General features: G+C 58.3%; 23 protein-coding genes and 1 tRNA gene. 16 read left to right on the top strand and 8 right to left on the bottom strand.

Annotation, left to right across the window (positions count from 1 at the left end):
* Positions 1 to 16: 16 nt before the first annotated feature.
* The 3 genes from AC3CB8_RS21485 to AC3CB8_RS21475 all read right to left on the bottom strand — a co-directional run bounded on the left by AC3CB8_RS21485 (position 17) and on the right by AC3CB8_RS21475 (position 1667).
* On the bottom strand, positions 17 to 274 hold the full coding sequence (locus tag AC3CB8_RS21485; RefSeq protein ID WP_488377343.1) for a hypothetical protein: 258 nt from the start codon (positions 272 to 274) through the stop codon (positions 17 to 19).
* A gap of 27 nt (positions 275 to 301) precedes the next feature.
* Complete coding sequence (locus AC3CB8_RS21480) at positions 302 to 742, bottom strand: Ros/MucR family transcriptional regulator (protein WP_352566190.1); 441 nt, start codon at positions 740 to 742, stop codon at positions 302 to 304.
* 85 nt (positions 743 to 827) lie between these two features.
* A complete protein-coding gene (locus tag AC3CB8_RS21475) occupies positions 828 to 1667 on the bottom strand; it encodes a competence protein CoiA (RefSeq protein WP_352566188.1) in 840 nt (279 codons plus the stop codon).
* A 180-nt stretch (positions 1668 to 1847) separates the two neighbouring features.
* Between AC3CB8_RS21475 and AC3CB8_RS21470 the strand changes: the two genes are divergently transcribed.
* The 5 genes from AC3CB8_RS21470 to AC3CB8_RS21450 all read left to right on the top strand — a co-directional run bounded on the left by AC3CB8_RS21470 (position 1848) and on the right by AC3CB8_RS21450 (position 11762).
* Positions 1848 to 3956, top strand: coding sequence for an ATP-dependent nuclease (locus AC3CB8_RS21470; protein ID WP_352566186.1), 2109 nt, complete (start codon positions 1848 to 1850; stop codon positions 3954 to 3956).
* Positions 3949 to 5682, top strand: a complete 1734-nt coding sequence (locus AC3CB8_RS21465; RefSeq protein WP_352595512.1) for a UvrD-helicase domain-containing protein — start codon at positions 3949 to 3951, stop codon at positions 5680 to 5682. The genes AC3CB8_RS21470 and AC3CB8_RS21465 overlap by 8 nt, the downstream gene beginning before the upstream one ends.
* Positions 5683 to 5940: 258 nt before the next feature.
* Positions 5941 to 8250 (top strand): ATP-binding protein, encoded by a 2310-nt coding sequence (locus tag AC3CB8_RS21460; protein WP_352726754.1) that lies wholly within the window; start codon positions 5941 to 5943, stop codon positions 8248 to 8250.
* Positions 8251 to 8281: 31 nt separating this feature from the next.
* A complete protein-coding gene (locus tag AC3CB8_RS21455) occupies positions 8282 to 10801 on the top strand; it encodes a hypothetical protein (protein WP_488377342.1) in 2520 nt (839 codons plus the stop codon).
* Between the two features lie 157 nt (positions 10802 to 10958).
* A complete protein-coding gene (locus tag AC3CB8_RS21450) occupies positions 10959 to 11762 on the top strand; it encodes a trypsin-like serine peptidase (RefSeq protein WP_352566178.1) in 804 nt (267 codons plus the stop codon).
* 82 nt (positions 11763 to 11844) lie between these two features.
* On the opposite strand, the gene AC3CB8_RS21445 is transcribed toward AC3CB8_RS21450, so the two are convergent.
* Positions 11845 to 13098, bottom strand: coding sequence for a tyrosine-type recombinase/integrase (locus AC3CB8_RS21445; protein WP_352566176.1), 1254 nt, complete (start codon positions 13096 to 13098; stop codon positions 11845 to 11847).
* Between the two features lie 177 nt (positions 13099 to 13275).
* The gene (locus AC3CB8_RS21440) at positions 13276 to 13905 is read right to left on the bottom strand and encodes a JAB domain-containing protein (protein ID WP_352566174.1); all 630 of its coding nucleotides are present in this window, start codon (positions 13903 to 13905) and stop codon (positions 13276 to 13278) included.
* Between the two features lie 187 nt (positions 13906 to 14092).
* On the opposite strand from AC3CB8_RS21440, the gene AC3CB8_RS21435 reads away from it, so the two are divergent.
* Positions 14093 to 14476, top strand: a complete 384-nt coding sequence (locus tag AC3CB8_RS21435) for a hypothetical protein (protein ID WP_023769983.1) — start codon at positions 14093 to 14095, stop codon at positions 14474 to 14476.
* Between the two features lie 31 nt (positions 14477 to 14507).
* Here the strand turns inward: AC3CB8_RS21435 and map are convergent, their stop codons facing one another.
* Entirely contained in the window at positions 14508 to 15335 is an 828-nt protein-coding gene (gene map / locus AC3CB8_RS21430) for a type I methionyl aminopeptidase (protein ID WP_023783196.1), read from the bottom strand.
* A gap of 201 nt (positions 15336 to 15536) precedes the next feature.
* Here map and AC3CB8_RS21425 point away from each other — a divergent pair, with 201 nt between their 5' ends.
* From AC3CB8_RS21425 to AC3CB8_RS21385, 9 genes are all read left to right on the top strand, one after another.
* Complete coding sequence (locus AC3CB8_RS21425; RefSeq protein WP_352566172.1) at positions 15537 to 15959, top strand: hypothetical protein; 423 nt, start codon at positions 15537 to 15539, stop codon at positions 15957 to 15959.
* Between the two features lie 111 nt (positions 15960 to 16070).
* A complete protein-coding gene (locus tag AC3CB8_RS21420; protein ID WP_023769986.1) occupies positions 16071 to 16310 on the top strand; it encodes a hypothetical protein in 240 nt (79 codons plus the stop codon).
* 182 nt (positions 16311 to 16492) lie between these two features.
* Complete coding sequence (locus AC3CB8_RS21415) at positions 16493 to 16789, top strand: DUF982 domain-containing protein (protein ID WP_023769987.1); 297 nt, start codon at positions 16493 to 16495, stop codon at positions 16787 to 16789.
* A gap of 168 nt (positions 16790 to 16957) precedes the next feature.
* Positions 16958 to 17221 carry a DUF6074 family protein gene (locus AC3CB8_RS21410; RefSeq protein WP_023769988.1) on the top strand — a complete coding sequence of 88 codons (264 nt, stop codon included), beginning with the start codon at positions 16958 to 16960 and terminating at the stop codon, positions 17219 to 17221.
* A gap of 111 nt (positions 17222 to 17332) precedes the next feature.
* Complete coding sequence (locus tag AC3CB8_RS21405) at positions 17333 to 17737, top strand: autotransporter domain-containing protein (RefSeq protein ID WP_352566169.1); 405 nt, start codon at positions 17333 to 17335, stop codon at positions 17735 to 17737.
* Positions 17738 to 18057: 320 nt separating this feature from the next.
* The gene (locus AC3CB8_RS21400; RefSeq protein WP_352566167.1) at positions 18058 to 19287 is read left to right on the top strand and encodes a pilus assembly protein TadG-related protein; all 1230 of its coding nucleotides are present in this window, start codon (positions 18058 to 18060) and stop codon (positions 19285 to 19287) included.
* A gap of 21 nt (positions 19288 to 19308) precedes the next feature.
* Complete coding sequence (locus tag AC3CB8_RS21395) at positions 19309 to 19734, top strand: TadE/TadG family type IV pilus assembly protein (RefSeq protein WP_352566165.1); 426 nt, start codon at positions 19309 to 19311, stop codon at positions 19732 to 19734.
* Positions 19735 to 19837: 103 nt separating this feature from the next.
* Positions 19838 to 20191, top strand: coding sequence for a TadE/TadG family type IV pilus assembly protein (locus AC3CB8_RS21390; protein WP_245273761.1), 354 nt, complete (start codon positions 19838 to 19840; stop codon positions 20189 to 20191).
* A 153-nt stretch (positions 20192 to 20344) separates the two neighbouring features.
* Positions 20345 to 20420 (top strand) — tRNA-Cys (locus AC3CB8_RS21385).
* Positions 20421 to 20484: 64 nt separating this feature from the next.
* On the opposite strand, the gene AC3CB8_RS21380 is transcribed toward AC3CB8_RS21385, so the two are convergent.
* Positions 20485 to 21624: a hypothetical protein gene (locus tag AC3CB8_RS21380; RefSeq protein ID WP_352566163.1), complete on the bottom strand. Its 1140-nt coding sequence runs from the start codon at positions 21622 to 21624 to the stop codon at positions 20485 to 20487.
* 465 nt (positions 21625 to 22089) lie between these two features.
* A complete protein-coding gene (locus AC3CB8_RS21375; RefSeq protein ID WP_352566161.1) occupies positions 22090 to 22338 on the bottom strand; it encodes a hypothetical protein in 249 nt (82 codons plus the stop codon).
* A 2133-nt stretch (positions 22339 to 24471) separates the two neighbouring features.
* Here AC3CB8_RS21375 and AC3CB8_RS21370 point away from each other — a divergent pair.
* A complete protein-coding gene (locus AC3CB8_RS21370) occupies positions 24472 to 24792 on the top strand; it encodes a hypothetical protein (protein ID WP_023791529.1) in 321 nt (106 codons plus the stop codon).
* The last annotated feature ends 613 nt before the right edge of the window (positions 24793 to 25405 follow it).

Genomic DNA, 25405 nt, shown 5'->3' with positions numbered 1-25405 from the left:
CCTCCGGGCGTCTGTGCTAATGGCGTCTTGCGGAATGGCCCGCAGTAAACAAGCCTTCGAGTTGCGCGAAGACCGCAAACCAAAATCGAAAATCACGGTCGCGACTATCGAAGTGTGCGGTCAGCGCGCAGTGGCCCGCAGCAGTGGCAGCTTCAGGTCCGTAGATAGCGACAGCGGCTCTCGCCGCTTCTTCCGGATCGGCGAAGTCGCACAACGTCAGAACTTCACGCTCTGGTGAGCCGGTTCCAATGACGCTGCGTTGGTTTCCGGGCATCCGAAGATTTCCCGTTCCACCTACAGCCTACGCTTTCGCCTTGCGTTTCAAGGAGGGCTTCTTGACCGGAGCGGCTTTCCTTCCCAATCCCAGCGACTTTGCCAAGGCTGATCGGGCAGCCGAATAGTTCGGAGCTACCATGGGATAATCCTTCGCCAACCCCCATTTTTCCCGGTATTCATTAGGTGTCATTCCATGTCTGGTTGCGAGATGGCGCTTGAGCGACTTGTATTTGTGGCCGTCTTCAAGGCTGATAATATAGTCTGGGAACACGGACCTTTTGGGATTGACTGCCGGCTTTGGCGCCGGTGCTTCTTCCGGAGCTTTCTGACCAATATTAGACAATGCGGAATTAACGCTAGCGATCAAATCCGGCAGTCCTGACACGGGCACTGCGTTCTTTTGGACGTAAGCAGAAACGATATCTGCGGTAAGTTCGATCAGATTACTGCCGGCTTCTTCGGACATGTCGGGCTCCAGATTCACAATCGATACGCTCATAACCTTCAATTCCGCGATCTGCAACGTGGTGGCGGCCCAGATCTATGCCCGGTCAAATAGAGCTAGGCGGCAGCGGATAAAAGCGCGTCGCAATAGCGTGGGCTCTGACTTCCACCATGACGTCATGCACAAACTTCCGTTTTGCAACACGCCGGACACAGGGCAAGCCGGACTCGTCATAGGTCTCCAGCTTGACCAGAAAGTCTTCCCCGAAGTCAATGTAGACAGGGCAGGCGGCATCAAGCCAAGTTCGTCGTGGTCGCACCCAGTCGAACTGGTGATGGCCGCAGTAGCTGCGGTGCACTTCATCCTCAATCTCTCGGACGGAATGAATCCAACCCGATTTAACTTCGGCCTTCGTCGCGCCTGGGCGGTCTACCAGATATTCGCTCCATCGGAAGAACAGGCCCGCATTCGCTCCGTTCATGTGGCGCTGGGCTTTGGACCATACGACGTCCCGGGCGACGTCTGAGGCGGGGTCCGGAAGCAGATGATAGATGTCGAAGTTCTGCCGAAAACCCGCTCCGTCAATAACCCAAACAAGGTTGCCGTAGAAGCTTTCGCGAGAAATGCGTTCAGCGTCGGTCATGGCTGAGTGCTGAACCTCAACAACAATGCCGGTGGGCGTTTTGACATCAGCGCGATGGATTTCGCCGTTTGCGGCAACGTGCGAGATTTCACGGCATGCCTCCGGAAACAGGTTCTTCCAGTCTCGGTGCCATTGAGTTTCGTTCTCCCACCAAGGGTCGCAGTTGCGTCGACCGAAATGGGCCCAATGGTGGAGCACGCGAGGGCCGCATTTTGCGACCATCCCGGAGCCGCAGGAGGGGCAGTTGCCCTTCCCGCCGGGAAAGGCCTCTCGACGAACATTGTCAACCAATGCGTATTGCATGCCTGTGCCTATGTTTTGAGGAGTTTCGAGGGCTTGGGGAGTCGGGAAATCGGCAGGCTCGAACGTAGACCCCGCATGTTCAACTTAACCAGTTACTTTTGTAACAAAATATCTTGTCGCACCATCCCAAATAAGTCATGGGTGTTCGTGGGTTCGCTAAATGTAGTGCTTGGGGTAACTATGCGCATTAAAAAGGTCGCAATCAAGAATTTCAGGTTGCTGTCTGACGTGAGTCTCGTTCTGGAGGCGTCCGAGACGCTCATCGTCGGGCGCAACAATAGTGGCAAAACGTCCCTATCAGAGGTCATGCGTCGGCTGCTCGACGATGGTCCTGTGACCTTTCAACTTGAAGATTTCTCCAGCGCGAGCTACCGCGGATTCTGTGCTGCCGTCCATGCCCATCTCGCAGCCCAACAGGAGGATGAGGTCCGCGCCCTTCTGCCGGCTATCGAATTGCGCCTGTATTGCACATATGATCCCGATGCCCCCGAGCTAGGTCCGCTCGCCCCGTTCGTGGTGGATCTTGATCCAGGCGTGAGCGAGGCCTTGATCGTACTTCGCTATGAGCTGAAGGACGGGGGGCTGGGCGCTCTTTTTGACGGGCTTCCCGATGGTTCATTGGATGACGCATACCGCAAGGCGTTCCTTGTTGCCCTACGGGAGAGGATACCCGCGAACTTTGGCCTCAGGATACGCGCGGAAGATCCGAACGACCCGACGAATTACCGGCAGTTGCAGCCGGCGGCATTGCGCAGCTTGGTGCGGACCGGTTTCATCAACGCGCAGCGTGGTTTGGATGATGTGACGTCGCGAGAGACCGACGTTCTCGCCAAGATCCTTGAAGGTCTCTTCGTCACCGCCTCTTCGCCAACCGCAGATGCGGCGGACAAGGTCATCGCCGAGGCCCTTGCCACTGTTGTCCAAGGACTTCAGACGCAGATCGATGGTAATTTCGGAAATCAGTTGCAGAACCTGATGCCGACCTTGACCAGCTTTGGCTATCCGGGATTGGGCGGCCAGGAGCTGCAGACCGAGACAACCCTCGATATCCGCAAGCTTCTTTCGAATTTTACCAGGGTTCGATATGCCGGCTACGGCGGCGTGACGCTCCCCGAGTCCTACAACGGGTTGGGTGTGCGCAACCTGATATTCATTTTGCTCCGGATCGTCGAGTTTCACAAAGCGTTCAAGGCCGAGCCCAAAACGCCAGGCGTCCATCTCGTGTTCATCGAAGAGCCAGAGGCGCATCTGCATCCCCAGATGCAGGAAGTCTTCATCAAGCAGTTGGGCAAGATCGCCAAGCAACTGGCTGGCGAGGGCGTGGGCGCTGTCCCTTGGCCTGTGCAGTTTGTAGTCTCAACTCACTCATCGCACATCGCCAACGCGGCTGGTTTCGAGAGTATCCGATACTTCCTCGGCGCCGATGTGGAGGGCGCTGACGCCGGTATTCGGCAGACCAAGATCAAAGACCTCCGCGAAGGACCGGGTAGCACCCCGGCCCCCGCCAAGCAGTTTCTGCACCAGTATCTGACATTGACGCGCTGCGACCTGTTTTTCGCCGACAAGGCCATCCTTGTCGAAGGTCTCAGCGAACGCGTCATGCTCCCGGTTATCATCGGAAAGGCCGAGGCTGCAGATCCCGCGATTAGGCTCTCAAGCCAATACCTGACCATCATGGAGGTTGGCGGGGCCTACGCACATCTCTTCTTCGGTCTGCTCGATTTCCTCGAGCTTCATTACCTCATCATCACAGATTTGGATTCTGTCGAGGCACCCGGGGGCGCCGCATGCCCGGTTCACCTCGGTACAGCGTCCAGTAACGCTTGCCTGAAAACGTGGTTCAACGACAATCCTCATAGCCTGGCCGGGGTGATGGCCAAATCCGACGATGACAAGACTGATGGACGCGGGCGCATCGCCTATCAGGTTCCGGAGGTAAACGGGGGACCCTGCGGGCGAACATTCGAAGACGCCTTCATTCTGGCCAATCAAGCCCTTTTCGGCCTCGCGGCGGGCACCCCCCAAGAGCAGGAAGTGGCGGCACGCGATATGGCCGCAGGGCAAAAGAAATCGGAATTCGCGTTGAAATATGCAATTGAAAATACGGGTTGGGTGGCTCCAAAGTATCTTGCCGACGGCATCCGCTGGCTGGCCATCGACTATGTGCCTCCCATTGATCCGGCACTTGCGATTGTAGCAGCTGTCGCCGCCGCCGCACCGGCGCCTGCACCCGCAGCCGAACCCGAGGCGGTGCCAGCACCTGCTCCGGAAGGAGGGGGCCTTGAATAATCACGAGTCCCCTGCCGAAGAGGCGAGCCGCATCGCCCTTGAGGAGGTCTTCGCGTGCATTCAGGCCGGTCGGAGCTTCCGTCTTGAGGCGGGCGCTGGCGCCGGAAAGACGTACTCATTGGTCGAGGCGCTCAAGTATCTGATTAAGCGCCACGAGAGAGATTTCATGCGGCGGGGGCAGCAGATCGCCTGCATCACCTTCACCAACGTGGCAAAGGATGAGATCGAAACTCGAACGGACAAGCACCCGATAGTCTATTGCAACACCAATCACTCCTTCTGCTGGCTGCTCACTGGCGGCTTCCAGAAGCAACTCAAGGCCCTGGTGCAGCAGATGCCTGCGTGGCAGGATAAGCTCCTGGAGGCTGGCGGCATAGGCGATCGGGGGGTCGAATACAGCCTGGGACACCGCGCCGTGCGCGAACATGTGCTTTCGCTACACCATGACGACGTTATACCGCTCACGATCTCGCTGATGGAGAATCCGAAGTTTCGTAAAATCATGGCGGACCGGTTCCCCATCATCCTGATTGACGAATATCAGGACACCGACAAAGACTGGGTTGATGCACTCAGGCTGCGATTCTTTGGACAGCCCAATTCACCGCTCTTTGGCTTCTTCGGGGACCACTGGCAGAAGATCTACGGCAATGGATGCGGCGAGCTCAATGACGACGCCGTAACCCCGATCGGCAAGAAGGCGAATTTTCGCTCGGTGAACGCGATTGTCGAATGCCTCAACCGGATGCGACCGGCCTTGCCGCAGTTTGTCAAAGACCCTGAAGCGCCAGGTCGAGTTCGAATCTTCCACACCAATGGCTGGGTTGGGCAGCGGCAAGGAGGGCAACATTGGGGCGGCGACCTGCCGTCTGAAGTCGCTCACCAAGCTCTCGAAGCTACAAAAGCCCAGATGGTAGCGGACGGCTGGGACCTCGCTCCCAAGCAGACGAAGATTTTGATGCTGACCCATCGGGTCCTTGCCAGCGAGCAAGGTTACTCGAACCTCGCAGATGCGTTCCGCTACAACGATTCCTATCTCAAAAAGGAAGACCGCCTAATCGCGTTCCTGATAGACGTCTTGGAGCCGGCTGCCGACGCCTACTCGGCAAAGCGTTATGGCGCCATGTTTGAGGCAATGGGCGGAACTGTGCCACTCCTCAAGCGTCAGGCAGACAAGGCTGCATGGGCAGCTTCTTTTGATAGACTCCTGGAGCTTAGGGAAGGCGGGTTGATTGGCGACGTCGTCGACCATCTCATGGCAGAACAACGCCCGCGATTGCCGGACAGGGTCGAAGACTTGCAAAACGCGCTAGCAGCATTCTATCCGGTGGCGGGCATTGAAAAACCCCGATCGCTTGCAGAGTTGGAAAAGCTTCGGGTGGTTTCGTATTCGGAGGTCAAGGCGCTGCGAAAATACCTCGAAGGCTATTCGCCGTTCGAAACCAAACATGGCGTCAAAGGTGCCGAGTTCGAGAACGTTCTGGTCGTTCTCGGCCGAGGCTGGAACCAATACAACTTCGGGGAGATGCTGGAATTGGCCGGGGATGCCAATGTTCCTGCGAACAAGCAGGCGGCCTTTGAGCGGAACCGCAATCTGTTCTACGTGGCATGCTCCAGGCCGAAACGCCGCCTAACCTTGCTGTTCACTCAAGAACTATCGGCTGCAGCGCTAGCCAAGCTTCAACAGTGGTTCGGCGCCGGTTCGATTGAGGCACTGGCGCTCTGACGGAACCTAGCGCCACTGGCAACGCTCGCTGCCCGAAAATGCCAGGGTTGAACGTTCAATTCTGCTACCGCCCACCCATGTTTTCAATGAGTTAGACGTATTCAGACCACTCGTCATCCTGCCATGTAACTTTCATGCAACGCCTGCTTGATACCAATCTCAAGCTGCCACGAAGCAACGCACGAAAGCCGTGCGAATGTGCCCTAAGCTCGTGACGCCCCACGAATACTCGGCTACTATCCGAGTAGTGGAGTTCCGATGTCGCGAGTAAAAAATCAAAACAATAACAGGACACTAGCCACAGGCGGGGGAAATGCCACCGCCTCCGGGGTGAGTTTTCAGGCCTCTGTAGCTGCGCTACTGGCGGGGCAAGCCGTCGCGGGCATTTCAGTTGATAGACGCTTCGGCCTTGGCGCTGCCAAGCCCGGGGCACTACGCTTCGAAACGGAGGCACCCGTTGACGATATATTGGTGGAGCTAAACACCGGCGGCTGGGTGTTCGTTCAAGCAAAAAATTCCCTCGCGAACCAATCCGACCTGACAAGCGAGCTGGGAAAAACTTGCGATGAGTTTGTAAGGCTGTGGGAATTGACCGCGAACGGCACGGGCAAACACGGCTGGGACCGTCCGTTGCAGAGCGGAAAGGATGCGTTGGTTATCGCGGTCGGCCCCACCAGCTCAGGCCCGATCAAGAATGACCTGCCACAAGCTCTGAATATGCATCGGTCCGGCTCGGGCGCAACCATGAATAACTCTCAAAGGACCGCGGTTGCCAATGTTCGAGCGTTGATAGACGAGGCCATTGCTGAACGCGGCGCGAAGGCCAGCTTCATAAAGGCGGATGAGATTCTCAATTTCATGCATGTCGCGCCGTTCGATTTTGGTGGGGCAGATCGCTCCGCTAGCGAGGCGTGTCTGGCGAACGTTCTGACTTTGCCTTCAGCAGCGCCAGCTGCCTTCGCCGTTTTGGAAAGGGAGTGCGAGCGCCGGATGGCGACCCGCGATGGGATATCAACTTCTGGACTTCGCGCGGAGCTCGCGAGAAGCGGTGTAGCGGTAAAGGCACCGCTGGATTTTCAAGCAGATGTTGCCGCGCTTCGTGACAAGAGCGCTCGGGTGTCGGGAACGCTTCTTGACTTTGAGAGCACTCAGGTGGGCGGCATAGACGTCACGATCGATCGGACTTGCACCGCAGCGTGCGTAGCTGCCGCCGAAGGAGGCTCTTTTGTCGTCGTGGGTGATCCTGGCAGCGGCAAGAGCGCCGTGATTAATGAGACGGCACGCCGCCTGAAGGCACAAGGGAAGGAAGTCGTTCTTCTAGCAGTTGACCGCCTTCAGGTGGAAACACTTGAGGGTTTGTCAGGCGCCTTGGGGATCGAGCATACGCTGCATGACGTACTTGACAACTGGCCGGGTTCAGGACCGGCGTTTCTTCTGCTGGATGCACTTGATGCATGCCGGTTTGGGAAGTGCGAGGCACTCTTTCGGACGGTCATGCAAGATGTGTTGCAGCTCGATGGAAAGAGGTGGCACGTCATTGCATCTATCCGCAGCTTCGACCTCTTGGTGGGCCAGGAGTTTGGGAGCCTATTTAGGGGGAGTCCTCCTGACCTGACCTACGTCGACCGGCAGTTTCTCGCTGTCCGACATATAAGGGTCCCTGAGTGGTCAGATGCAGAATTCGGCGACCTGCTAGTCCGGCTTCCTGCGCTCCGAACAGCGGTCGAAAAGGGGGGGCAGAAACTCGCCGACCTCGCCCGTGTGCCTTTCAATACACGGCTATTGGCGGACTTGCTGACAGCCGGGGCGACGCCAGAGGATTTCAAGAACCTCGGGTCTCAAGTGCAACTGCTTGACCTGTACTGGAACAAGCGTGTTCGGCCTATAGGCGCCGGTGCCGAGCAATGCCTTCGGAACACTGTCACCTCCATGATCGGCCGGGGTCGCATGGAGACAAGCCGAATCTCAGCGGGGGCAAATACCGCTGATGCTTTAGACCAGCTGCAACGTGCCGGTGTACTTATTCCGGTTAACGGTGAGCGCGATGTTGCCTTCCGCCACCATATTCTGTTCGATTATGTAGCTAGCCGTGCTGTGATTGACATTGATGATATTCCTGCGACACAGCAGCTAATGAGGAGTTCGCAGGCCGGATTGCTCCTCGCTCCGGCGCTTTCCTTTACACTTCAACACCTTTGGGAAAATTCTGGAGACGGGCGGCCGCGTTTTTGGGAAGCAATCGCTCTCCTCGCGGGAGACCCTAATAGCGATCCGATCGCGCGTACGGTTGCCGCCCGGTCAGCGAGCGATTTCCCGCGCATAGATAGTGATCTAAACGGCTTGTTGGCATTGATGAATGGCAAGAAGCCAGACCTAGCCTTCAACTCCCTTCGTCATATTATCGGTTCCCTTGCGGTACGGCTCGAAGATGAACGGGAAGCGGTCCCGGCTGGTCCGTGGTGCTATCTCGCTGAGGGGCTCGCCCCTTACGTCGACAAGATCGCCTGGCCACTCAAGAATCTATTAATCAGTCTCATCGACCGGGTGGGTGACAATGCAGGCGAGTAGAGCCCAGCTGGGTGTAGCTGCCAGAGCATTGATGGATCATTCCTTCACCGCCACCGGCGGGGACGGCTTGATGCCGTTGGCTATCAGCTTCGTTGGAAAGACGTTTGGCAGTGATCCGGCGGCATCGCGGAACCTTGTCGAACGGCTCCTCCACCCCAAACGGATGGCAGAACATGCCCCCAGCGACATGCATTGGCTTGCGCAAGAGGCCAGTCGGATAGCGGAGGTCGATCCTGAGCTGGTTATTTCAATTTATGACAAGGTGTTTAGGCACGTCATTAAGGATGACAGTCCGACCCAACTCGGCCGCAGCCAGATTCTTCCGATGACGAGCAACCGGCGCCAGGATTTCAAGCTGGCGCAGTGGGCGCTCAAGGAGAAGTTCCCAGATTTTATGCAAAAGCATCCGCTTGCCGCCGTATCAGCGGCGGTAAAGGTCGCAAGAGCTTATCGAGACAACGAGCATCCGCTGATCGAAGCGGTCGAAGTCTTATCAGTTAAGGTCGGTGACGTTGAGGCAAAGCTCTGCCCCGATTTGAGCTATATCTGGGCGGCGGAGCATAAGGCGCAATACTCCGATGACGCACAAGAGATAGTAGACTCGTTTGTGGATAGGCTACTCCAGGCGCCAGACCAAGAAGCCGTCGCGTTTGCCAAACACGTAATCGCTACCAACGAGTTGGGATGGCTTTGGGCTCGGCTGTTTAGCGTGGCTGCGCAGCGCGGCGGAGCGCTCGCGGCTATGCTCTGGCCATGGGCAGCTCAGATAGAATTTCTGCAATCGCCTGATGCGATGAAAGACGCCGTTGATTTGGTTGCAGCCGGCTACTCCGATCGATCAACGGCCGAACGAATTGATCTCGAAAATCGCGTCTCTAGCGCTGGGTTCCCTAACGCGAGCGACCCAATGAAAGCGGAGCAGCGCTTTCAGCGTAGGGTGTTCGGAACCATTGGTGCTGAAGGTCTTGCAACTGAGAACGCGAAGCAGGTTCTCCAGGCTGCCATCGCCCAAAATAGTTCAGTATCAAACGAGCCGCTGTATCGCGGTGGCGAAGCTGAGTGGATTGCCACCGGCAACTTCGACTGGCTTCGAGAGAAGGGTGTCGACACGGAATTTGCCGAGAATTCGCCTATTTTGGATGCGATCGAGGCGTCCGGTCCAAAGGCAACCAACGATGAACCGCCATCGCCGAGGATTGCTGGTGCCAAGGTCCTGCAAGCGCGTTTGTTGCATTCTCCTTTGACTGCCCACCCAATGACAATCGCCCATGGCTGGGAGCAGCTTACGCGCACGATCGAAGACGTCACTCATAAGTGGGAAACCGTTCAGCTACTTAGCGCCGAGGAACGGTCATTTGTTGGTTCTATCATCGCAAACGTGAACACAGTGGCCTCGTTGGCTCCTTTGGGGGATCCTGAGGTAGGCAAACGTTGTCGGGCAAATCTCGCTGGCGCGGCCATGAATGTGGCACGCCTCGACAACGCAATCGCCCTTGAAGTCGAGTCCTCGATCATCGCACTCGCAGCCGATAGCTCGCCGGACGTCAGGTTCGAGATCGCTTGGCGGCTGCAGTACCTGTGGAATGTCCGCCGCCAGTTGGCTTGGAAGCTTGTGGGTGAGTTCATCGCGACTGAGCAAGACGCGAGGGTCTTGCTTGGTGTTGTCGATTTTCTGATACGGGCGGCAAACGTTGAACCCGAGCACGTAGGAGCAATCGCCAACGGGCTGCTATCCCGAAAGGACATCTTAGAAGACGATAACCGTCGGGGACTTCGGGAAGGGGTGGGGTCTCTCATTTTCCACTTGTGGGTCAGGCACGGCCAAGGAGGTGCCCGCGATGCAATTGACCATTGGTTAGCTAACCGCCTCGAGAACAAGATCGAGCTTGGCAAAGGGGCGTTCTACATTCGTGAGGGGCTGGTTCTTGGATACGAGCAGGACAACGCGACCGAAAATGCCACACGAGAGCGCTGTCAGAAATTGGCCTTTGAAATCATCGATACGTCCGCGCTTGGGGTCGAAGCTTTTATGAGCGCAGATGCCAACCAGCACACGGATGAAAAACAAGCCGAAGCATCTAACGATGCCGCGCTGTTGGACAAGATGGCCGATCAGTTCCTTTTCGCCGTGGGGCCGACTGAAATCAAGAACGGAAAGGAGCCGCGCGCACTTCGCAGTTTGGATGAGCAGCGAAGATTCATCCAGGACAATTCGCATACGCTGAGGCGGGTTGGTGACGCCGGGATTCCCAAGACGATCCACTATATGCTTCAGTTGCTGGACTATCTGATGTCTAGCGCTCCTGGACCAGTGTTTGACCTTGTCAGTCATGCGCTGCTAAGGGCCGGCAAGCTTCATGGCTACCAATTTGAGTCACTTGGAGCCGATCTTTTTGCGAAGATCGTTGGCAGGGCAATTGCTGACCATCGAGAAATTTTCACTGACCCTGTGCGGCGGGTCATTCTCGTCGAGACGTTGGAGGTATTTGTCGATGCCGGGTGGCCCGCAGCCAGACGCCTACTGTACAGATTGCCCGAGGCGCTCCGATAGCTCGTAGACGGCACCAACTGCGTAAGGCCCAAAGGCAGTCCGCGTAGAAGCTGTGTTCACACCGCCAGGTCCGTGCCATAAGGGAATTGGAGGCGGAGACCCTACGGCGGCAAATAGTGAGCAATTTCCCAGCACTTGTTGCGCACGAGGCGATCTCATGACGACCGCTCCTGAAAACGGCTTAGTCCAATACTTTTGCCGACACCTCGTTGGTCTCTGCGTAGCGTATCGCCATATCCCTGACGACGACGACAAGCCGGAACGCTTCTCAATCTGCTCTGGCACGCTCATCGTTATCCACGACGTGCTGTGCTTTCTCACGGCAGGTCACGTATTGAAGGAACTGGAGGAACTGCGCGGTCATCCGAATGTCAGGATCGAGAGTTCTGCCTTTGCGGACACATTCGGTCTTGGGACCATCAGCGATGTCCCGATCCCGTTCGACTTGGTGAATGCTGACCTGTTCTACATCGATGACGACGAGGAAGGGCTAGATTTCGGAGTCATCGCAATCAATCCACACTTTGCCCGGTTGCTCTCGAAGAACGGCGTGGTTGCGCTAGGCGAGGAGCAATGGGCTCACCAGCATAAAATTACCTTTGAGGACCGTTATGCCTTGCTCGGCCTCCCAGAGGAGCTCGCGTCTGACAGGGTAACACCGGGTGTCGGAGTCAGTGCAGCGCCGCTTATGGCGTTTTTGACACCGGCGACTCCCGACCCGAACCGCGAAACTAGGCGTCACCCTCAGTTCGTGGCCAAGGTGGACGGACCCGAGCCCAAAAGTGTCAAGGGTATGAGCGGCGGACCGATCTTCGGATTCCGGATCGATCCAGGGCCAAAGGTTCGATATTGGATTGTCGCGCTTCAGAGTTCTTGGGACCCGGTTTCCCGGACCATCTACGCCACGCCAATACCGACCCTTGCCTCGCTCATGACGGAATGGGCTTCAGAAGCGATTTGAGACGCTACGACATAGGCCACGTCTGTCGTGCGCCGCGGTTGCAGACCAATGCTCTCAAGAAACGCAGCCCGCCCCGCAGTCGTCAGGCAGCTTCCTTGAATGCGGCTTTACGCTTCTTCTTCATCAGGATATCGCGGACAAACTTGTCCCATCGCGCCATGGCGGCACGTTTTTCCGGCATATAATTCCAGCGATCGTAGCTCTTGGAACTGACGTCCTGCAAAGTGTGGTTCTGCAGTCGGTCTCGGATCTCCTTCGAGAGACCTGCCTTACCGGCAAGCGTCTTCCAGGTTCGCCGGAGATCGCGGTTCGTCACGACGGGGATGACCTCGCGGTCGCGTTGGCGCCACATGAACGAATAGAGCGTGCCGTGGCTGACTGGCTTGGACGGGTCGGTTGCGGATGGAAAAAACCAGCCAAATTCATTCGGCTTTATCGACCCGATAAGCTCCGCCGCAATCTTAGGCACGGGGATGGCGTGAGGCTTTCCATTCTTAGTTTTAGACCAATCGATGATGCGTTCGGCCGCATCCCATTGATCGACGTGTAGCCGAGCGATCTCCTCGACGCGCTGCCCGGTCAGCATAAGAATTCTTACGGCACGCGTGTAAGGGGGGTGAACCGGCGCATCGGGAAATTCGAGCCAACGATAGAGACGGATAAATTCCTCTTCGTCCAACCAACGCGTTCCAACGTTTTTCGGTTCGGTCGGAATACCTGCAGCTGGATTGTAGACGAGACGAAAGCGACGGACCGAGGTTGAGCGGTAGTCATGCTCGGACTTCAGCCCCCAACTGTAGGCTGAGCGAACATAGCTCCGAACATGATCGGCCATGGACCGTTTGCCTCGCTGATAAATAGGGCGAATAATGTCCCTAATCTCATCAGGCTCGATGTCGCGGGCAGGGCGGTTGCGACCGAGCGAATCGGCGATCTTGTTCAACCCCTTTTCGGCCTCCTTCCAGGACGGTTTTCCATCCGCCTTGAGCGACGCGACGTAAGCCTCGAACAGGTCGGCGACCGTGCCGGGTCGAGTGTCGCCGGCAATCTTGATACTGCGTCCCTTCTGGATCATGTCGGCGAAGTCGCGCTTGAAAATCTCGCGGGCCTGGCTGAGGCCCATTGACGGGTACGAGCCGAGTTTTTTCTTGAGACGCTTTTGGTCTCGCCACTGTTGTGCCATCCAGTCTGCCGTCACGCGGGTCGGCATCGGCTTTATCACGAGAACGAGGCGCCCTGTTCCGTGGCCCTCGCCATCGACAAGGTTCTGCTGCTTTCCGGTCTCCTCGACTTGCTTCAAAGCGCGGCGAATCTCTCCATCGGTAAGGCTTGGCACTAGGATCTCCCGTAGGCTTTCGAGTGGGATCGGCTGACGGGTAGCAGGGGTCTGCGGTTGGGCTCAAAACGGGCTTCGATCCCCCTAAAACCGACCCCAATATGCCATAATGTCCGACTCTGCGACAAGTCGAAAAAGTTATATGTATCAATGTGCTAAAGCGTGATCGAGCGTGACCTAAAAGACGTGAGTGGGATGATTGTGGACCAGAATGATCGCGGTAGCCGACAGTTCGAGCGCGCGCTTGACCACTTCCCTGGGATAGACGGGCGTGTGGTCGACCGTGCCTGTCTGCTGCACCTCATCTGATATCAGCGCGTTCTTCTTGTCGAGGAAAAGGATGCGGAACTGCTCGCGCGCCTCGAACGCCATTGCCGAGCGGCAATAGTCGAGAAGCTGCTGCCACGACGAGAGGATTTCGCGGCCCTGAACCTCGCCGCGCGCCATGCGCTGGGCGGTCGCCGCGACGACCTTCAGCTCGATCGCCACGGCCGGTCCGATGCCCTTGACCTCCTGCAACAGGCCGACGGGCGCGCCGAGCACTTCGGCCAACGTGCCGAAGCGGGCCAGCAGCGCCTTCGCGACCGGTTTGGTGTCGGCGCGCGGGATCAGGCGGAAGAGCAGGAGTTCCAGAAGTTCATAATCGGGCAAGGCATCTGGGCCGGCCGAGGCAAAGCGCTCGCGCAGACGATCGCGATGGCCGAGATAGTGAGGCTTTTCGGTAGGAGCCTGTCTGGCCTTCGTGGCTTGCCGCACCGGCGCCTCGGAGAAGAAACTCCGTTCGTCGTCATCGCCTTGTGTCGCCATGTGCCGCCCATCCAGCCCGAGCAATGATCGCTGATCCCCGCGAAATACTAGGACGGCGGGCAGGGTGCGGTCGAGGTCTTTTCGGCGGCAAGGAATGAGTAGCCTCCGACTTCGACGCAATGTTGCGGCAATGGGGGTCGCGCAAGCTCACCGCATTGCCATTGATGGCCCGCATCGGAGAACCAAGATGCCCAGCCTCGTTCGTATCCTGCTATACGTCGGACTGTTTCTAGGCTTCGGTCCTGCAATGGCTGCCCCGGTGATCGATGCCGTACCCGCCGGTAGCCGCTCCGATCAGAGCCTTCCGATCCATTTCATCCAATACGATGATCCCTGCACGGACGGGCGTTACAGCGACGGCAAGCCGCATAACTGCCGGGAGCTCTTGCGCATGCTGGACCGCCGGGATCGTTATCGGGAACGGCACGACAATTACCCGCGCCAACGCTACGATCCCTGCACCGATGGCTGGGTCAGCGATGGCCGACCGCGCAGTTGCCGGAAAATAATGCGCTGGCTACGAGATATGGACGAGGATGAAGACTGGCGGCCACGCAAGCACTGGGAATAGGCCGCTATTCAAAGAACCTCGCCACGTCGTCCTAAGCCGGCAAGCCCGGACGGTCGAGCTTTTTGGGCGACAGCGTGAAAATCTCGCAGCCGGTGTCGGTCACGCCGATCGTGTGCTCGTACTGCGCCGACAGCGAGCGATCGCGCGTCACCGCCGTCCAGCCATCCGACAACACCTTCACATGCGGCCGGCCAAGATTGATCATCGGTTCGATGGTAAAGATCATGCCGGCGCGCATTTCCACACCTTCATTGGCGCTGCCATAATGCAGGATGTTGGGGGCGTCATGGAACAGCTGGCCGACGCCGTGGCCGCAGAAATCGCGCACCACGGAGCAGCGCTCCGCTTCGGCGTAGGTCTGGATGGCGGCGCCGATGGCGCCGGTGCGCGCGCCCGGCCTGACCGCGGCGATGCCGCGCATCAGGCACTCATGGGTGACCTCGAGAAGGCGTTCGGCGGCGCGCTTGATCGTGCCGACCGGATACATGCGCGAGGAATCGCCGTGCCAGCCATCGAGGATATAGGTCACGTCGATGTTGACGATATCGCCATCCTTCAGCGGCTTGTTGTCGGGAATGCCGTGACAGACGACATGATTGATCGAGGTGCAGGAGGATTTCGTGTAACCGCGATAGTTGAGTGTGGCCGGCAGCGCACCGTTGTCCATGCCGAACTCGAAGACGAAACGGTCGATCGTGTCCGTGGTGACGCCGGGACCGACCATTGGCACCAGCTCGTCCAGGCAGCGCGCGGTGAGGTCGCATGCCTTGCGCATGCCGGCAAAACCTTCCTCGCCATAGAGGCGGATCTGGCCGGTGTTTCTGAGCGGTGCCGTGGCGGCGTCGAGATAGGTGACCATTTTGTCCATATTGAAGGTGGCGCGCGGCAGGAGTGCAGGCGCGTGGATCCCACCAGATTTGGCACTTGGGGGCGAATGGTTCAAGGAAGAACTGCCTGATGCGGCCCCAGCCGCCCGGATATTCGCTTGCCGAGGCTATACTTTTTCCCGTTTTTCGCGGCGTTGCTTTCCTTTGAGGCAATCGTGCGTTAGGGCGGGTTTATGTTTTGGAGATCGCTTCCGTTCGCGGCGACCAGGCGCTTCAAGTCGCTTGAAGCGCCACTGACGCCAGCCTGCTCATGTCTGATGGGCCTTGTGCTGCTGGCGATGCTGTGCCTCGGCCGGCCGCACACGCCCATTTCCTGGGATCGTGCGCAAGGCGGTGCCAGCATCGGCCTGGAACGGTCGGGGGAGGTGGCAGCGCTGCTGCGTGTCACCAGCAAGGCCCAGGCGCTGGAGGTTCGCGGCGCCCGGCCGGTGATCGCCAAGTTCGCCGGCGGCCATCCGACCCTGTCGGTTCCGCAGGCTGTCTTCCGTCGGTTGGCCCCGACGTCGCGGGAGATGTCTGTTGCCGGCCGTGGGCCGGTCTCCGCGCCTGGCGTGAGCACCAACCAGCCGCGTGCGCCACCGTCCATACGACCCTGAGCGGTCCGGGACCGCACGTTCACCTTCATTCCAAACCATTCGCGTCGGGACCCGTGCGGCGGCCGAGAGCCGCGCATTGGTGGCGAAGCGCGTCATTTTCGGATCATTGCAATGCAACAGCGTATCAAGACATTCAAAAGCCTGTCAGGCGCGGCCTCGGCTGCTTCATTTCTTTCCGTCCAGGCTTTCATCGGCATCGGAACCGTTTATTGGGCAATCGCGGAAACGCTCTATTTGTCGGGAGCCGGAGCGCTCGTCCTTGGCGTGCTGTTTGCCTTGCCGTCGGCCTACGTTCTGCTGATGGCGGTACGCATGGCCTTCGACGCGGAGACCGATCCGGCAAACCAGTAATCGCTGCGGGGGCGAAGGAAAGCACTGCCGGGCCGCCTGGTGCGGGCAGGCTTGGCCTTTGCCCGCTGCAGCAAAGCGGCGGCTTTCCGCAGTGACGACACATTTCCGTGGCACAAAACGGACAAAGCAACTTTTGACCACGAACGGCGTTGCTTGGGCGATGCCGGTTCGGGAGATGTCGAATGGACAGATTGCAATTCGAGGTGCCGGTGCGCATCGCACCAGGCCCTGGCTTGCCCGTCGAGGAAATCTACAGCGTCGAGCAGGCGCTCGATTTTCTGCAGGATTGGCCGGCACGCCGGCAGGGGCCAGTGTATCAGAAAGCCTTCAACGCCTGCTTCGGTGCCACGGTGGATGTGGTCGAGACCGAAGACGCCTGCCGGGCATTCATGGCGTTCTGCCGTGTCACCGGACTGATGGCCGGCGACATGATGGTGCCGCGCAAGCGCGGCGGCGAGGCGAGAGCATTGGAGGCCTGAGGGCTGCAGCGAATGGCCGGGTGAATCAGTCCGGCTTCGAGAGTACATGACAATTCGCGTGCGCGACGTATCGGCCGGTCACCGTTAAGCTTCCGTTTCCACCTTCGGGTTTAGCCATTGCTTGTTCGGCAATGGTTGATTCGTTGCGTCAGTTTCATGGTTCGGAAGATGTACCCAGAAAAAGTCCGTGCGTTCCCGATCGATCGTCAGTTATTCTTGGTCAGGGAAGTTGCCGCCAAGCTCGGCAATCTGCATGGCGAGACCGCCACTTCGTTCTGGAAGGCAAAAGCGACGGAGTTGCTCGATCTCGTTGTCGGGACGGGCAGGGACAGAACGGCAGCCAGCGACGAAGTACGCAGGTTCTTCCTGGCAGTGCAAAGAGAATTGTTGGCTGAGTCGAACGGCGAGTCCGTGCCAGTTCTTTCTGCCTGAAGAAGCTGACGATCAATCCAGCAGGATATCGCTTACCGGGACAGGCGCTGCCCCCGCTGATCCAAGTGCGGGCGTGCGGCACTACACCTGCAGCAGTAATGATCCAGCGCGGTGAACGATCACGCCGGCGACGCCTGCCAGCAAACGTCGCTTGGCACCGGCGCGCTCGGTTTGAGCTTCGACCACCGCGTCGTCACCTCGCTGCCGGTCTCCCTCGGCCTGCAACTCGACACGACGATCGCCGTCGGCGGCGACCAGTCGCTGCAGGCCTGGGGTCGTGCGGCATGGGTCCACGAGTTCGAACCTGACCGTTCCGTCAGGCCGAGCTTCCAGGCAGCGCCGGGCTATTCCTTCGTGGTCCAGGGCGCCGCGGCAGCTGAGGACGCGGTCGCCGTCAACGCCGGCCTGAAGATGAACTGGAGCAACAACACCAGGATGTTTGCCACGTTCGATGGCAAGTTCGGCGACGGCGTGCAGACCTATGGCGGCAATGTCGGCTTCAAGGTGAACTGGTAGGCAACGGTACGGGAGAAGCGAAGAGGCTCGTGCAATCCCCTTGTTGACGCGCATGCCATTCAGGCCTTGCGCCGGACTCCTGGACAAATGGCCGAGACGGGCAAACAAGAACACCGTGCCCAGGGAATGTCTCGCGCCCATCGGGGCATGTCATTCGCGGTGTCTGTCATCAGGAACGGTAAACCATTCCTGCCTGCCGGCCGTTGGCTTCCCGTTCTTCCAGTTTGGCGGCGGCCGCCAATCAAACAATGGCACCCCTGATCGAAAATGAGCCTAAGTTTTTAGCCTTTCGTTCATATATGCGTGCTTTCTAATTGATCATGGTGTTCAACTGCTTCACCCGGATACGGCTGACGGGGGCCGGCATAGGTCGCAGCAGAGCCGCGAACGTCGCCACCATCTTTGCCCTCACCCTGCCGATCGTTGTCGGCGCGGCGGGTTTTGGTGTGGAAACCTCCTATTGGTACTATAATAGCTTGAGACTGCAGGCCACGGCGGATGCCGCGGCCTATGCCGGCGCGCTGGAGCAGATCTCGGGTTCCGACACGCCGACGATCGTCGCGGCGGCGACCCAGTCGGCAGCGACGAATGGGCTTGGCGTAGGCACGATCGTTGTCAACACGCCGCCCGCATCCGGACCGAACACGGCCAAGAAAGCGGTTGAAGTGATCGTCGGCCAAAAGCTCAATCGGATGTTCACTCTGATCTTCACTCAGACCCAGGTTCCAGAACAGGCGAGGGCGGTGGCCCTGATCACCAATGCTTCGAAGGCCTGCATGCTGGCGCTCGATCCGACCGCCTCGCAGGCTGCCCTCTTTTCAGGCAACACCAGCGTGAAGGTCACAGGCTGCTCGGTGATGGCCAATTCGATCGCCTCGGATGCCATCAAGCTTCAGGGATCGGCGGGTCTCCAGGCCGATTGCCTGATAACGGCGGGCGGCATCTCCCTCAGCAACCCCGTCACCACCGTTTGCGCGGCCCCGATCACACAGGCGCTGCCTGCCGCGGATCCATTTGCCGGCCTGCCGGCCCCGGCGGCCTCGAACCCCTGTCAGAATGCCAACAAATCAGCGCTGGGACCGGGTACATATTGCAATGGACTGAGCTTGAGCGGCAGCGTGACGCTGCAGCCTGGCGTTTATGTCATCCAGGGTGGCGATTTCAAGGTGAACGCCAACGCCAACATAGCCGGCGATGGCGTACTCATTTACCTCGCCGCTGGATCGCGTGTGTCGATGAATGGCAACGCCACGGTCAATCTGAGCGCGGCGACATCCGGCATCTACTCGGGCGTGCTGATGTATGGCGACAGAACGGCCACCGGCGGACAGAGCACCTTCAACGGCACGGCAACCTCGCTGCTGACGGGCGCGCTCTATTTTCCCAAGCAGCAGGTCAATTATCTCGGCAATTTCTCCGGCCAGAACGGATGCACGCAGGTTGTCGCCGATATGATCCAATGGTCCGGCAACTCGACCATCAATCAGGACTGCACAAGTCTCGGAATGCGCGACATTCCCGCCACGCAATCCGTAGCGCTGGTCGAGTAGCCTTCCATGGAACGACCATCCGTGCCGATCCTGAGCGATGATGCCGGCGTCGCCGCGGTCGAGTTCGCACTAGTGCTCCCTTTCCTGTGCGTGGCGTTGCTTGGTATCTTGGACGGTTGGTCCTATGTGACCAGCTCGCTGTCGATGCGCGCCGGCGTGAAGACCGCCGCGAACCTGATCATGGCTGGGTCGACCAATGATACGGCGACCCAGGCCGTTGCCATTGCGAGCTGGGAAAAGCGGCCGGCGGACGGCCAGGTCGCCCTAAGTCGGATCTATATGTGCGGGACGACCGTTGTCGACGCGTCCACTTTGTGCAGCGGGCCGAAGGCGCCCTCGGTCTTTGTTCAGATCCAGGCGTCCGCCACCTGGGAGCCGCCCGTCACCTTCGGCGTCTTTTCAGCCTCCAGCACCATCGGCCACCTGGAGGTGATCCGTGTCCGCTAGGGGTAGTGCAGGAAAGGTGCCTGGTGGGTTTCCTTTCGGAATTGCGTCGATAGGCAACTCGGGAGCAAGCGCGTTCAGGTGGGATCGGTCCGGCGGGGCCGGGTTGGAATTCGCGCTCATAGCGCCGTTCCTTGTCATGCTGTTGTTCGGAATCTTTGCCTTTGGTTGGTCGATGAACGCCGTCTCCAGCGTTCGCTATACGCTGGAGACGACGTCGCGTTCGCTGCAACTCCAGAACACGTTGTCCCAAGCCGCCCTGCAATCGATCGCGACGCAGAAACTGCAGGCCCTGGGCCTGAAGGATGTCAACGTCACCATCGCTATCGATCCCGTGAGCGGCGGCTTTCGCATGGCGCATCTGACCGCCACCTATGCCTTCGTCATAGACTTTCCTTATTTCAACGTCTTCCCGATCAACTACGCGACGACGGTTACCGTGCCGCTGGTCGGCAGTTAGACACGTAGGCTATCCCTGCCATGTCGGCGAAGGAGTCTTGGAACTGTTCCATTCCCGCCCAGTAACGGACTCTTTTGCCAGGGCGGGATTGCCGAAATTTTTACCCAAGCTATCAAGAATCCTTAAACGTCTGCCCTTTACGAAAGCACGTATGGCCTCGTGGCGGAGCGGCTACGCTAGAGACTGCAAATCTCGGAAGCCTCGGTTCGATTCCGAGGCGAGGCCTCCAAATTCCGATGCGGCTGGTTCCATTCCGCATTACGCCAAGCGGTTCCGCTTGGGTGCAAAAAGCTCTAACGGAACAGATATCTCGACACCTCGGGGTTGCCGCGGCGCCACATCACGTTATCGAGGAAGTAGTGGTGTACGTTGATGAAAATCAACACGATAAAGAAGAACAGCGACGATCCAAGGACCTCCCGGTCATAGGGGACAATGGCAGTCAGCGCGGTCGGAATCAGCCAGAAACCCAGACCGCCGAGGAGGAGGCCAGCACTGATGAACTCCAGGAGCCGCACTCTGTGGGCCGGACCAAGGATCGACAGGATTCTGGATTGCGGAATTTTTTCGGCATCGCGCTCATCACGCTCGACATTGCTCTGGTAGCGCCAGACCACCGCCAAGTACTGCAAGGAATGGAGCGCCGGCACCACGAGCAGCCAGAGCGGATTTATCCTTACGATCAGAATCCAAAGATATAGCGACGCGCTGTAGGCGATGATGCCGTTATATGGCAGGCTGCCGCCATTCCTGGTCCAGCGATTGATCAGCATCACAACGGTGGCAGCCGTGGAAGCGGCCGCGGCCGAGAGTGCAATCGCATTGAGCCATGCAGGAGTGGCAAACGTATAATATTCCAGCCCCAGATATTTTCCCTGGCTGACCGCCGTGCTCGTCTGAAGCCATGCGAACAGCCAAACGGCATAGCTGTTGACCAGCAGGATTTTCTTGTCCGGATCGGTGAAGAACCGGCGCTTCAGAACGGCATCAACCATCAACATGCCGTAGCCTTGCTTGACGTAATGCCAACCCACGAAAAAGAACATCGCGTTGGTTGCGTTCCCCAAGAGCCGGGCGTTAGCCGTTATCGAGCCATAAGCGAAAAATGCGCCCATGAGCAGGGGAACGACGATGCCGGCGAAGATGTAGCGGATCTGCAGGTTCCTGTCGTATCCGTCGCCGCGTAGCTTCCGCCCAAAATTGCGGTAGAAGAGTTGGTAGGAGTGGGCGAAGTGCGGATAGTTGATCAGATAAGCCAGGAAAAGCATCGTCGCCGCAACGAGCCCTTCGTATCTCAGCGGCACGAAATACAGCACCGGCAAAATCAGGAATGCGCTGCCGCCAAGCATCAGAAAGTCCGTGAGCGGACCAAAGAGATATTTTGGAGGCGTTGCCGCAGGAGCGCGTGTATCCGCCGAAAGGTGAACTGCCATATGAGCGCTCCCTTACGGTCCATTTAACCACCGGCCCGTTTGCTCGACAAGATCGAGAATCCGAACGGTCACCGCAACGGGCTTGAGCATCGGCCGCAACGGACGCCGTGATCCTCAAATTGTCGATGCGGTGCCGCCCTGCCAAATCTGCCGGGCACTCGCTGTGTAGAATCGGGAAGGAGAGATCCAGGCCTGAAAAAAGTCTGGTACGCCCAAGAATCAGTCCGCGCTGTTGTTCGCGATTGTCCATATTAAACAAAGATGTTGAGGAAATTGCTCCCGCCATTGTGCGCCGACGTACAGGGGCGGTTCGGGCCAGCGGACTGAAGGGCACGAATGCTGTGATAGGTGCCTTGAAAGGCCTGAAGACGGAGGCGTCAAGGGCCGATATCGCGCGGACTTTGACCAGCAACAACAGCGCGGTGCGCGCTTCTGACGGCCAATGCCGGCTCTCGGCTACAGACTTCAGAGATCGATAATGTTGCGCGTGCGCTGCTGCTCACGTAGGGTCAGCGCCACTGATTTGCGATGATCGTACCTGAGCGCCATAAGGACGATGACGATTGTTAGGCATATGCCAACAGCCAACCCCTGCAAGAATTTTGGGTCCAACCTGTGCAGATACCAGCCCAGCCAGTCATGCAGTACGGCCATCAGGCAGATCGTGATGACCGCTGCGATTAGCTGAAGGATCGTGGCCCTGTTGGTCATCATATCCGGCCCGATTACAGACGGGTGAGCACCAGTGTGAAGAAAACCTATCAGAAACCAGCGCTGATCAAGCGAGAGAAGCTTGCGTCAATCTCGGCTCAGATCGTCCCTGTATCCGGCCCGAGCGACGTCTGACCCATTTAGTGCAGCAATCAAGCGCGCTGGCTCCGGCTGGCGGGCTTTTGCAATTGTACGGTGCGGAACAATCGGCATTAACATTTGTTGGGGCGTTTATGGAAAAGGCCGATCCTCCAGAACCGATCCCGGACAGCATTCTCTTGGCCGCTGCAAGGTTGCAGGCGGCTCTCGAAAAGCGATCCAGCACCGGTTCAAGCGGAAGTGAAGGCCGACGCAGTGCCTGAGAGCTACCGTGCGGCCAGGCGACCTTACAGGTCCGCCGTGCGCCCACAAGCCAGAATGGTCGTCACGCCGTCAATGTGATCGCTCGGGGCTATCTGCCTCCAAAAGGCGTACGGTGCCCTGGTCGCCCCCGAGATTTCCGGCATCGGACCGTTTGGAAGACAATCATGCGTCCCCCCTATCAGGGTAGATGAGGCATGGACCCCGTCAAAGAGTACCTTCCTGACATCGTTCGCGACCAGGAGACCGCCTTGTCCATTCAAGGCGAGCGGCTGCTCGTGAGCTCATTCGAAAACCTGAAATCCGCGCAGGCCGCCCTTCGGCGGCTGGATAAGCATTGGGCAAACTGGGCATGCTCGGCAGCGCCACTGTGTCGATCCAGCACACGCCGCTGTGGCATTCGTCTTGCAACGCCATTTTGTCGTGGGAGAAGACAGAATGGCTCTATCCAATCAGCTGCTCGACAAAAACCTGACCTTTCAGTGTCCGGGCTGCAAAACCCCACTGGTCAGGAAAGGCTCCTGGATCAAGTCGGTAACGACGTTCACCTGTAAGCGATGCGGTCAAAGGGTACGGCTGTCTTACAGCGAAAAGCTTGAGATTTTCAGGTTGGGTACCGGTCCGCGCGACACCGGGACCTAACCTCCTGTACTCTGTTATTTCCGCCTTGGAAATTCGATCACCTTCGCCTCAGGCTCCGGCTCCAGCGGTTCATGACCAGCCCGGTCATCCCAGAAGACTTGGCGCAGATCGCGTTGGTCGACCCGCTGGCCACATCTAGGGCAGTTATAGAAGTGAAGATGCTCCTCAATATGCTGCCCTCCATGCAGTTTGCCGGGAATCGGAGGGCCAAGGTCAGATAGCTTCATCATGCGGGCTGCAACATCCGACCATGCCAAATGTTCCGGAACTATTTTAGCTCGAACTAATTGAATCGCGGTTGGGTAACAATCGGGAGGGCGTGAGTGTTGGAGTATCGAGTTGATATTATGGCCGGCGGGTCGGTTGTGTCTTCGCAGGTCGTGATGGCCCAGGTGCCATTCAAGGCGGCAGAATTACACGTCGGCCAGCGGGTCACATTGAGGCACCAGGAGGAAGACTGGCTGCGTGTCACCGAAATAAGGGGCGGGAAGCGAACCTACGCTTACGTTTGCCGGAAAAGGGCGGCGTGAGCACGGCTGCTCCGCAGGCCACATCATCATCCTAGCTGCAGGAAACACAGCGGTAGAAACCAGGAACTCACGTCGGTTTAGTCTTTTCGAGGGTCGCTTGCCATTCGGCATCGCTGCGGTAGTCCGGGGAAGTAGGTGTGAATTTCTCGCATCGGCAGTTTCAGATGGGTGTCCCGGTAAGCGCGCCGGTGCTGATGATTGAAGAACGTGATGTGGCGGAAAAGTCACGCAACTTTGAAATGCGGGGATTCAACCTGCGAGCGCTTATTGTCCAGCTAAGCGAGGCGTACCGTCACCATCGGGCAAAGGGGATGCCCCCTGACCGCGACGCGGTTCATACCTCCCCAACTAGCGCCCGGTGCGGAAAACGTGGTTTGGGCGCTTTTCTTATCCAGGCAGGGCTGCTCAGCCTAGCGCTCAAGCGCCCAGCCTGGTGCGCAGGGCGGCTTTCTTGCGATGTGTCCTTATATTAGCAAGCAACGATATATTAAGGACTGTGACGCACCCTTCCACATAATGAGGACGGGAAAGCATCTCCCTCATCGACGTTACAACGCGCGCGCACCTGGAGCGCCGCTCGACCAATGCGGAGCGGAGCAAACGCATGAGTGTCGTCAGAGCAACTCTCGAACGATTGCTGCAGTTGATTCATCGCCGAGCCCTTAAAATAGCGGCGTTGCCGGAGGATGAAAGGGATTCACACTACGACCTCCTCCGCCTGTCATGTTGCGCAGCCGCCGAGCACATCGGGCAAAGTCCTGACGAGGCAGCCATCACGGCAAACAATATGGTTCAGTTTGTTCGCGCACTGGTTGGAATCATTGAGGTTGTAAGCGAAGGATCGGACCAAGAGCGAAGCTCCGATCGGCCGCCGGCGCCGACGCGACATTTTGGTAGCCGGGAGAATAGCACCACGCGCATCTAGGGATTGCGATGCAAGTCGGCCGCCAGGGACCATGGCCGGTGTTCTTCACATGCGTTCCTAACTATGTTGGGTATGGATATGCGCGGCGGAACGTCTGAGCCGGTGCCGCTGCCTCACGGTGGTGGGCTTTGCGTGTGGCGCAAGGAACGAGTCGGCCAGCGGTAGCGTTATTGTCCATCAAACCGATGGAGGTAACCGTGAGGAAGCTGATATTCGCATCCGTTCTTGCGCTTGCCACTACTGCCGCTGTCTCCTCGCCGACCCAGGCGCAATTTCTCTTCTCACCTTTTGGCGGCCCCTTTGGCGGCTATTATGGCGGTGGGCTCGGAGGATTCCCGTTCCCCCACCGTTACGTCGGGCCTTACTATGGCGACCCGTATTACGAGGGACCATACCGGCCCTACTACAGATACCACCACAGGTATTATCCCAGATATTTCTACCACCACAGGCACCACCATAGGCACCACCACAGGCACTATTACCGCCACAGGTATTGAGATTGGCCCGGCGGCTTTGGCTTCCGGGCCTAAATTCCGTCTATACGTCATCCCAAGGGCCGATTGTCTCTGACGACATCGCCTTTACTAGGCATTTGGGGACCCAATTCACG

Source organism: Mesorhizobium sp. P160927, from assembly GCF_057766385.1.
Note: the sequence above shows the minus strand (reverse complement) of the source record. Positions and strands in the feature narration are given on the sequence as shown.

Coding starts and splice junctions, on each gene's coding strand:
- AC3CB8_RS21485 (WP_488377343.1), bottom strand. CDS start 274: ATGCCCGGAAACCAACGCAGCGTCATTGGAACCGGCTCACCAGAGCGT.
- AC3CB8_RS21480 (WP_352566190.1), bottom strand. CDS start 742: ATGTCCGAAGAAGCCGGCAGTAATCTGATCGAACTTACCGCAGATATC.
- AC3CB8_RS21475 (WP_352566188.1), bottom strand. CDS start 1,667: ATGCAATACGCATTGGTTGACAATGTTCGTCGAGAGGCCTTTCCCGGC.
- AC3CB8_RS21470 (WP_352566186.1), top strand. CDS start 1,848: ATGCGCATTAAAAAGGTCGCAATCAAGAATTTCAGGTTGCTGTCTGAC.
- AC3CB8_RS21460 (WP_352726754.1), top strand. CDS start 5,941: ATGTCGCGAGTAAAAAATCAAAACAATAACAGGACACTAGCCACAGGC.
- AC3CB8_RS21455 (WP_488377342.1), top strand. CDS start 8,282: ATGGATCATTCCTTCACCGCCACCGGCGGGGACGGCTTGATGCCGTTG.
- AC3CB8_RS21450 (WP_352566178.1), top strand. CDS start 10,959: ATGACGACCGCTCCTGAAAACGGCTTAGTCCAATACTTTTGCCGACAC.
- AC3CB8_RS21440 (WP_352566174.1), bottom strand. CDS start 13,905: ATGGCGACACAAGGCGATGACGACGAACGGAGTTTCTTCTCCGAGGCG.
- AC3CB8_RS21435 (WP_023769983.1), top strand. CDS start 14,093: ATGCCCAGCCTCGTTCGTATCCTGCTATACGTCGGACTGTTTCTAGGC.
- map (WP_023783196.1), bottom strand. CDS start 15,335: ATGGTCACCTATCTCGACGCCGCCACGGCACCGCTCAGAAACACCGGC.
- AC3CB8_RS21425 (WP_352566172.1), top strand. CDS start 15,537: ATGTTTTGGAGATCGCTTCCGTTCGCGGCGACCAGGCGCTTCAAGTCG.
- AC3CB8_RS21420 (WP_023769986.1), top strand. CDS start 16,071: ATGCAACAGCGTATCAAGACATTCAAAAGCCTGTCAGGCGCGGCCTCG.
- AC3CB8_RS21415 (WP_023769987.1), top strand. CDS start 16,493: ATGGACAGATTGCAATTCGAGGTGCCGGTGCGCATCGCACCAGGCCCT.
- AC3CB8_RS21410 (WP_023769988.1), top strand. CDS start 16,958: ATGTACCCAGAAAAAGTCCGTGCGTTCCCGATCGATCGTCAGTTATTC.
- AC3CB8_RS21400 (WP_352566167.1), top strand. CDS start 18,058: ATGGTGTTCAACTGCTTCACCCGGATACGGCTGACGGGGGCCGGCATA.
- AC3CB8_RS21380 (WP_352566163.1), bottom strand. CDS start 21,624: ATGGCAGTTCACCTTTCGGCGGATACACGCGCTCCTGCGGCAACGCCT.
- AC3CB8_RS21375 (WP_352566161.1), bottom strand. CDS start 22,338: ATGATGACCAACAGGGCCACGATCCTTCAGCTAATCGCAGCGGTCATC.
- AC3CB8_RS21370 (WP_023791529.1), top strand. CDS start 24,472: ATGAGTGTCGTCAGAGCAACTCTCGAACGATTGCTGCAGTTGATTCAT.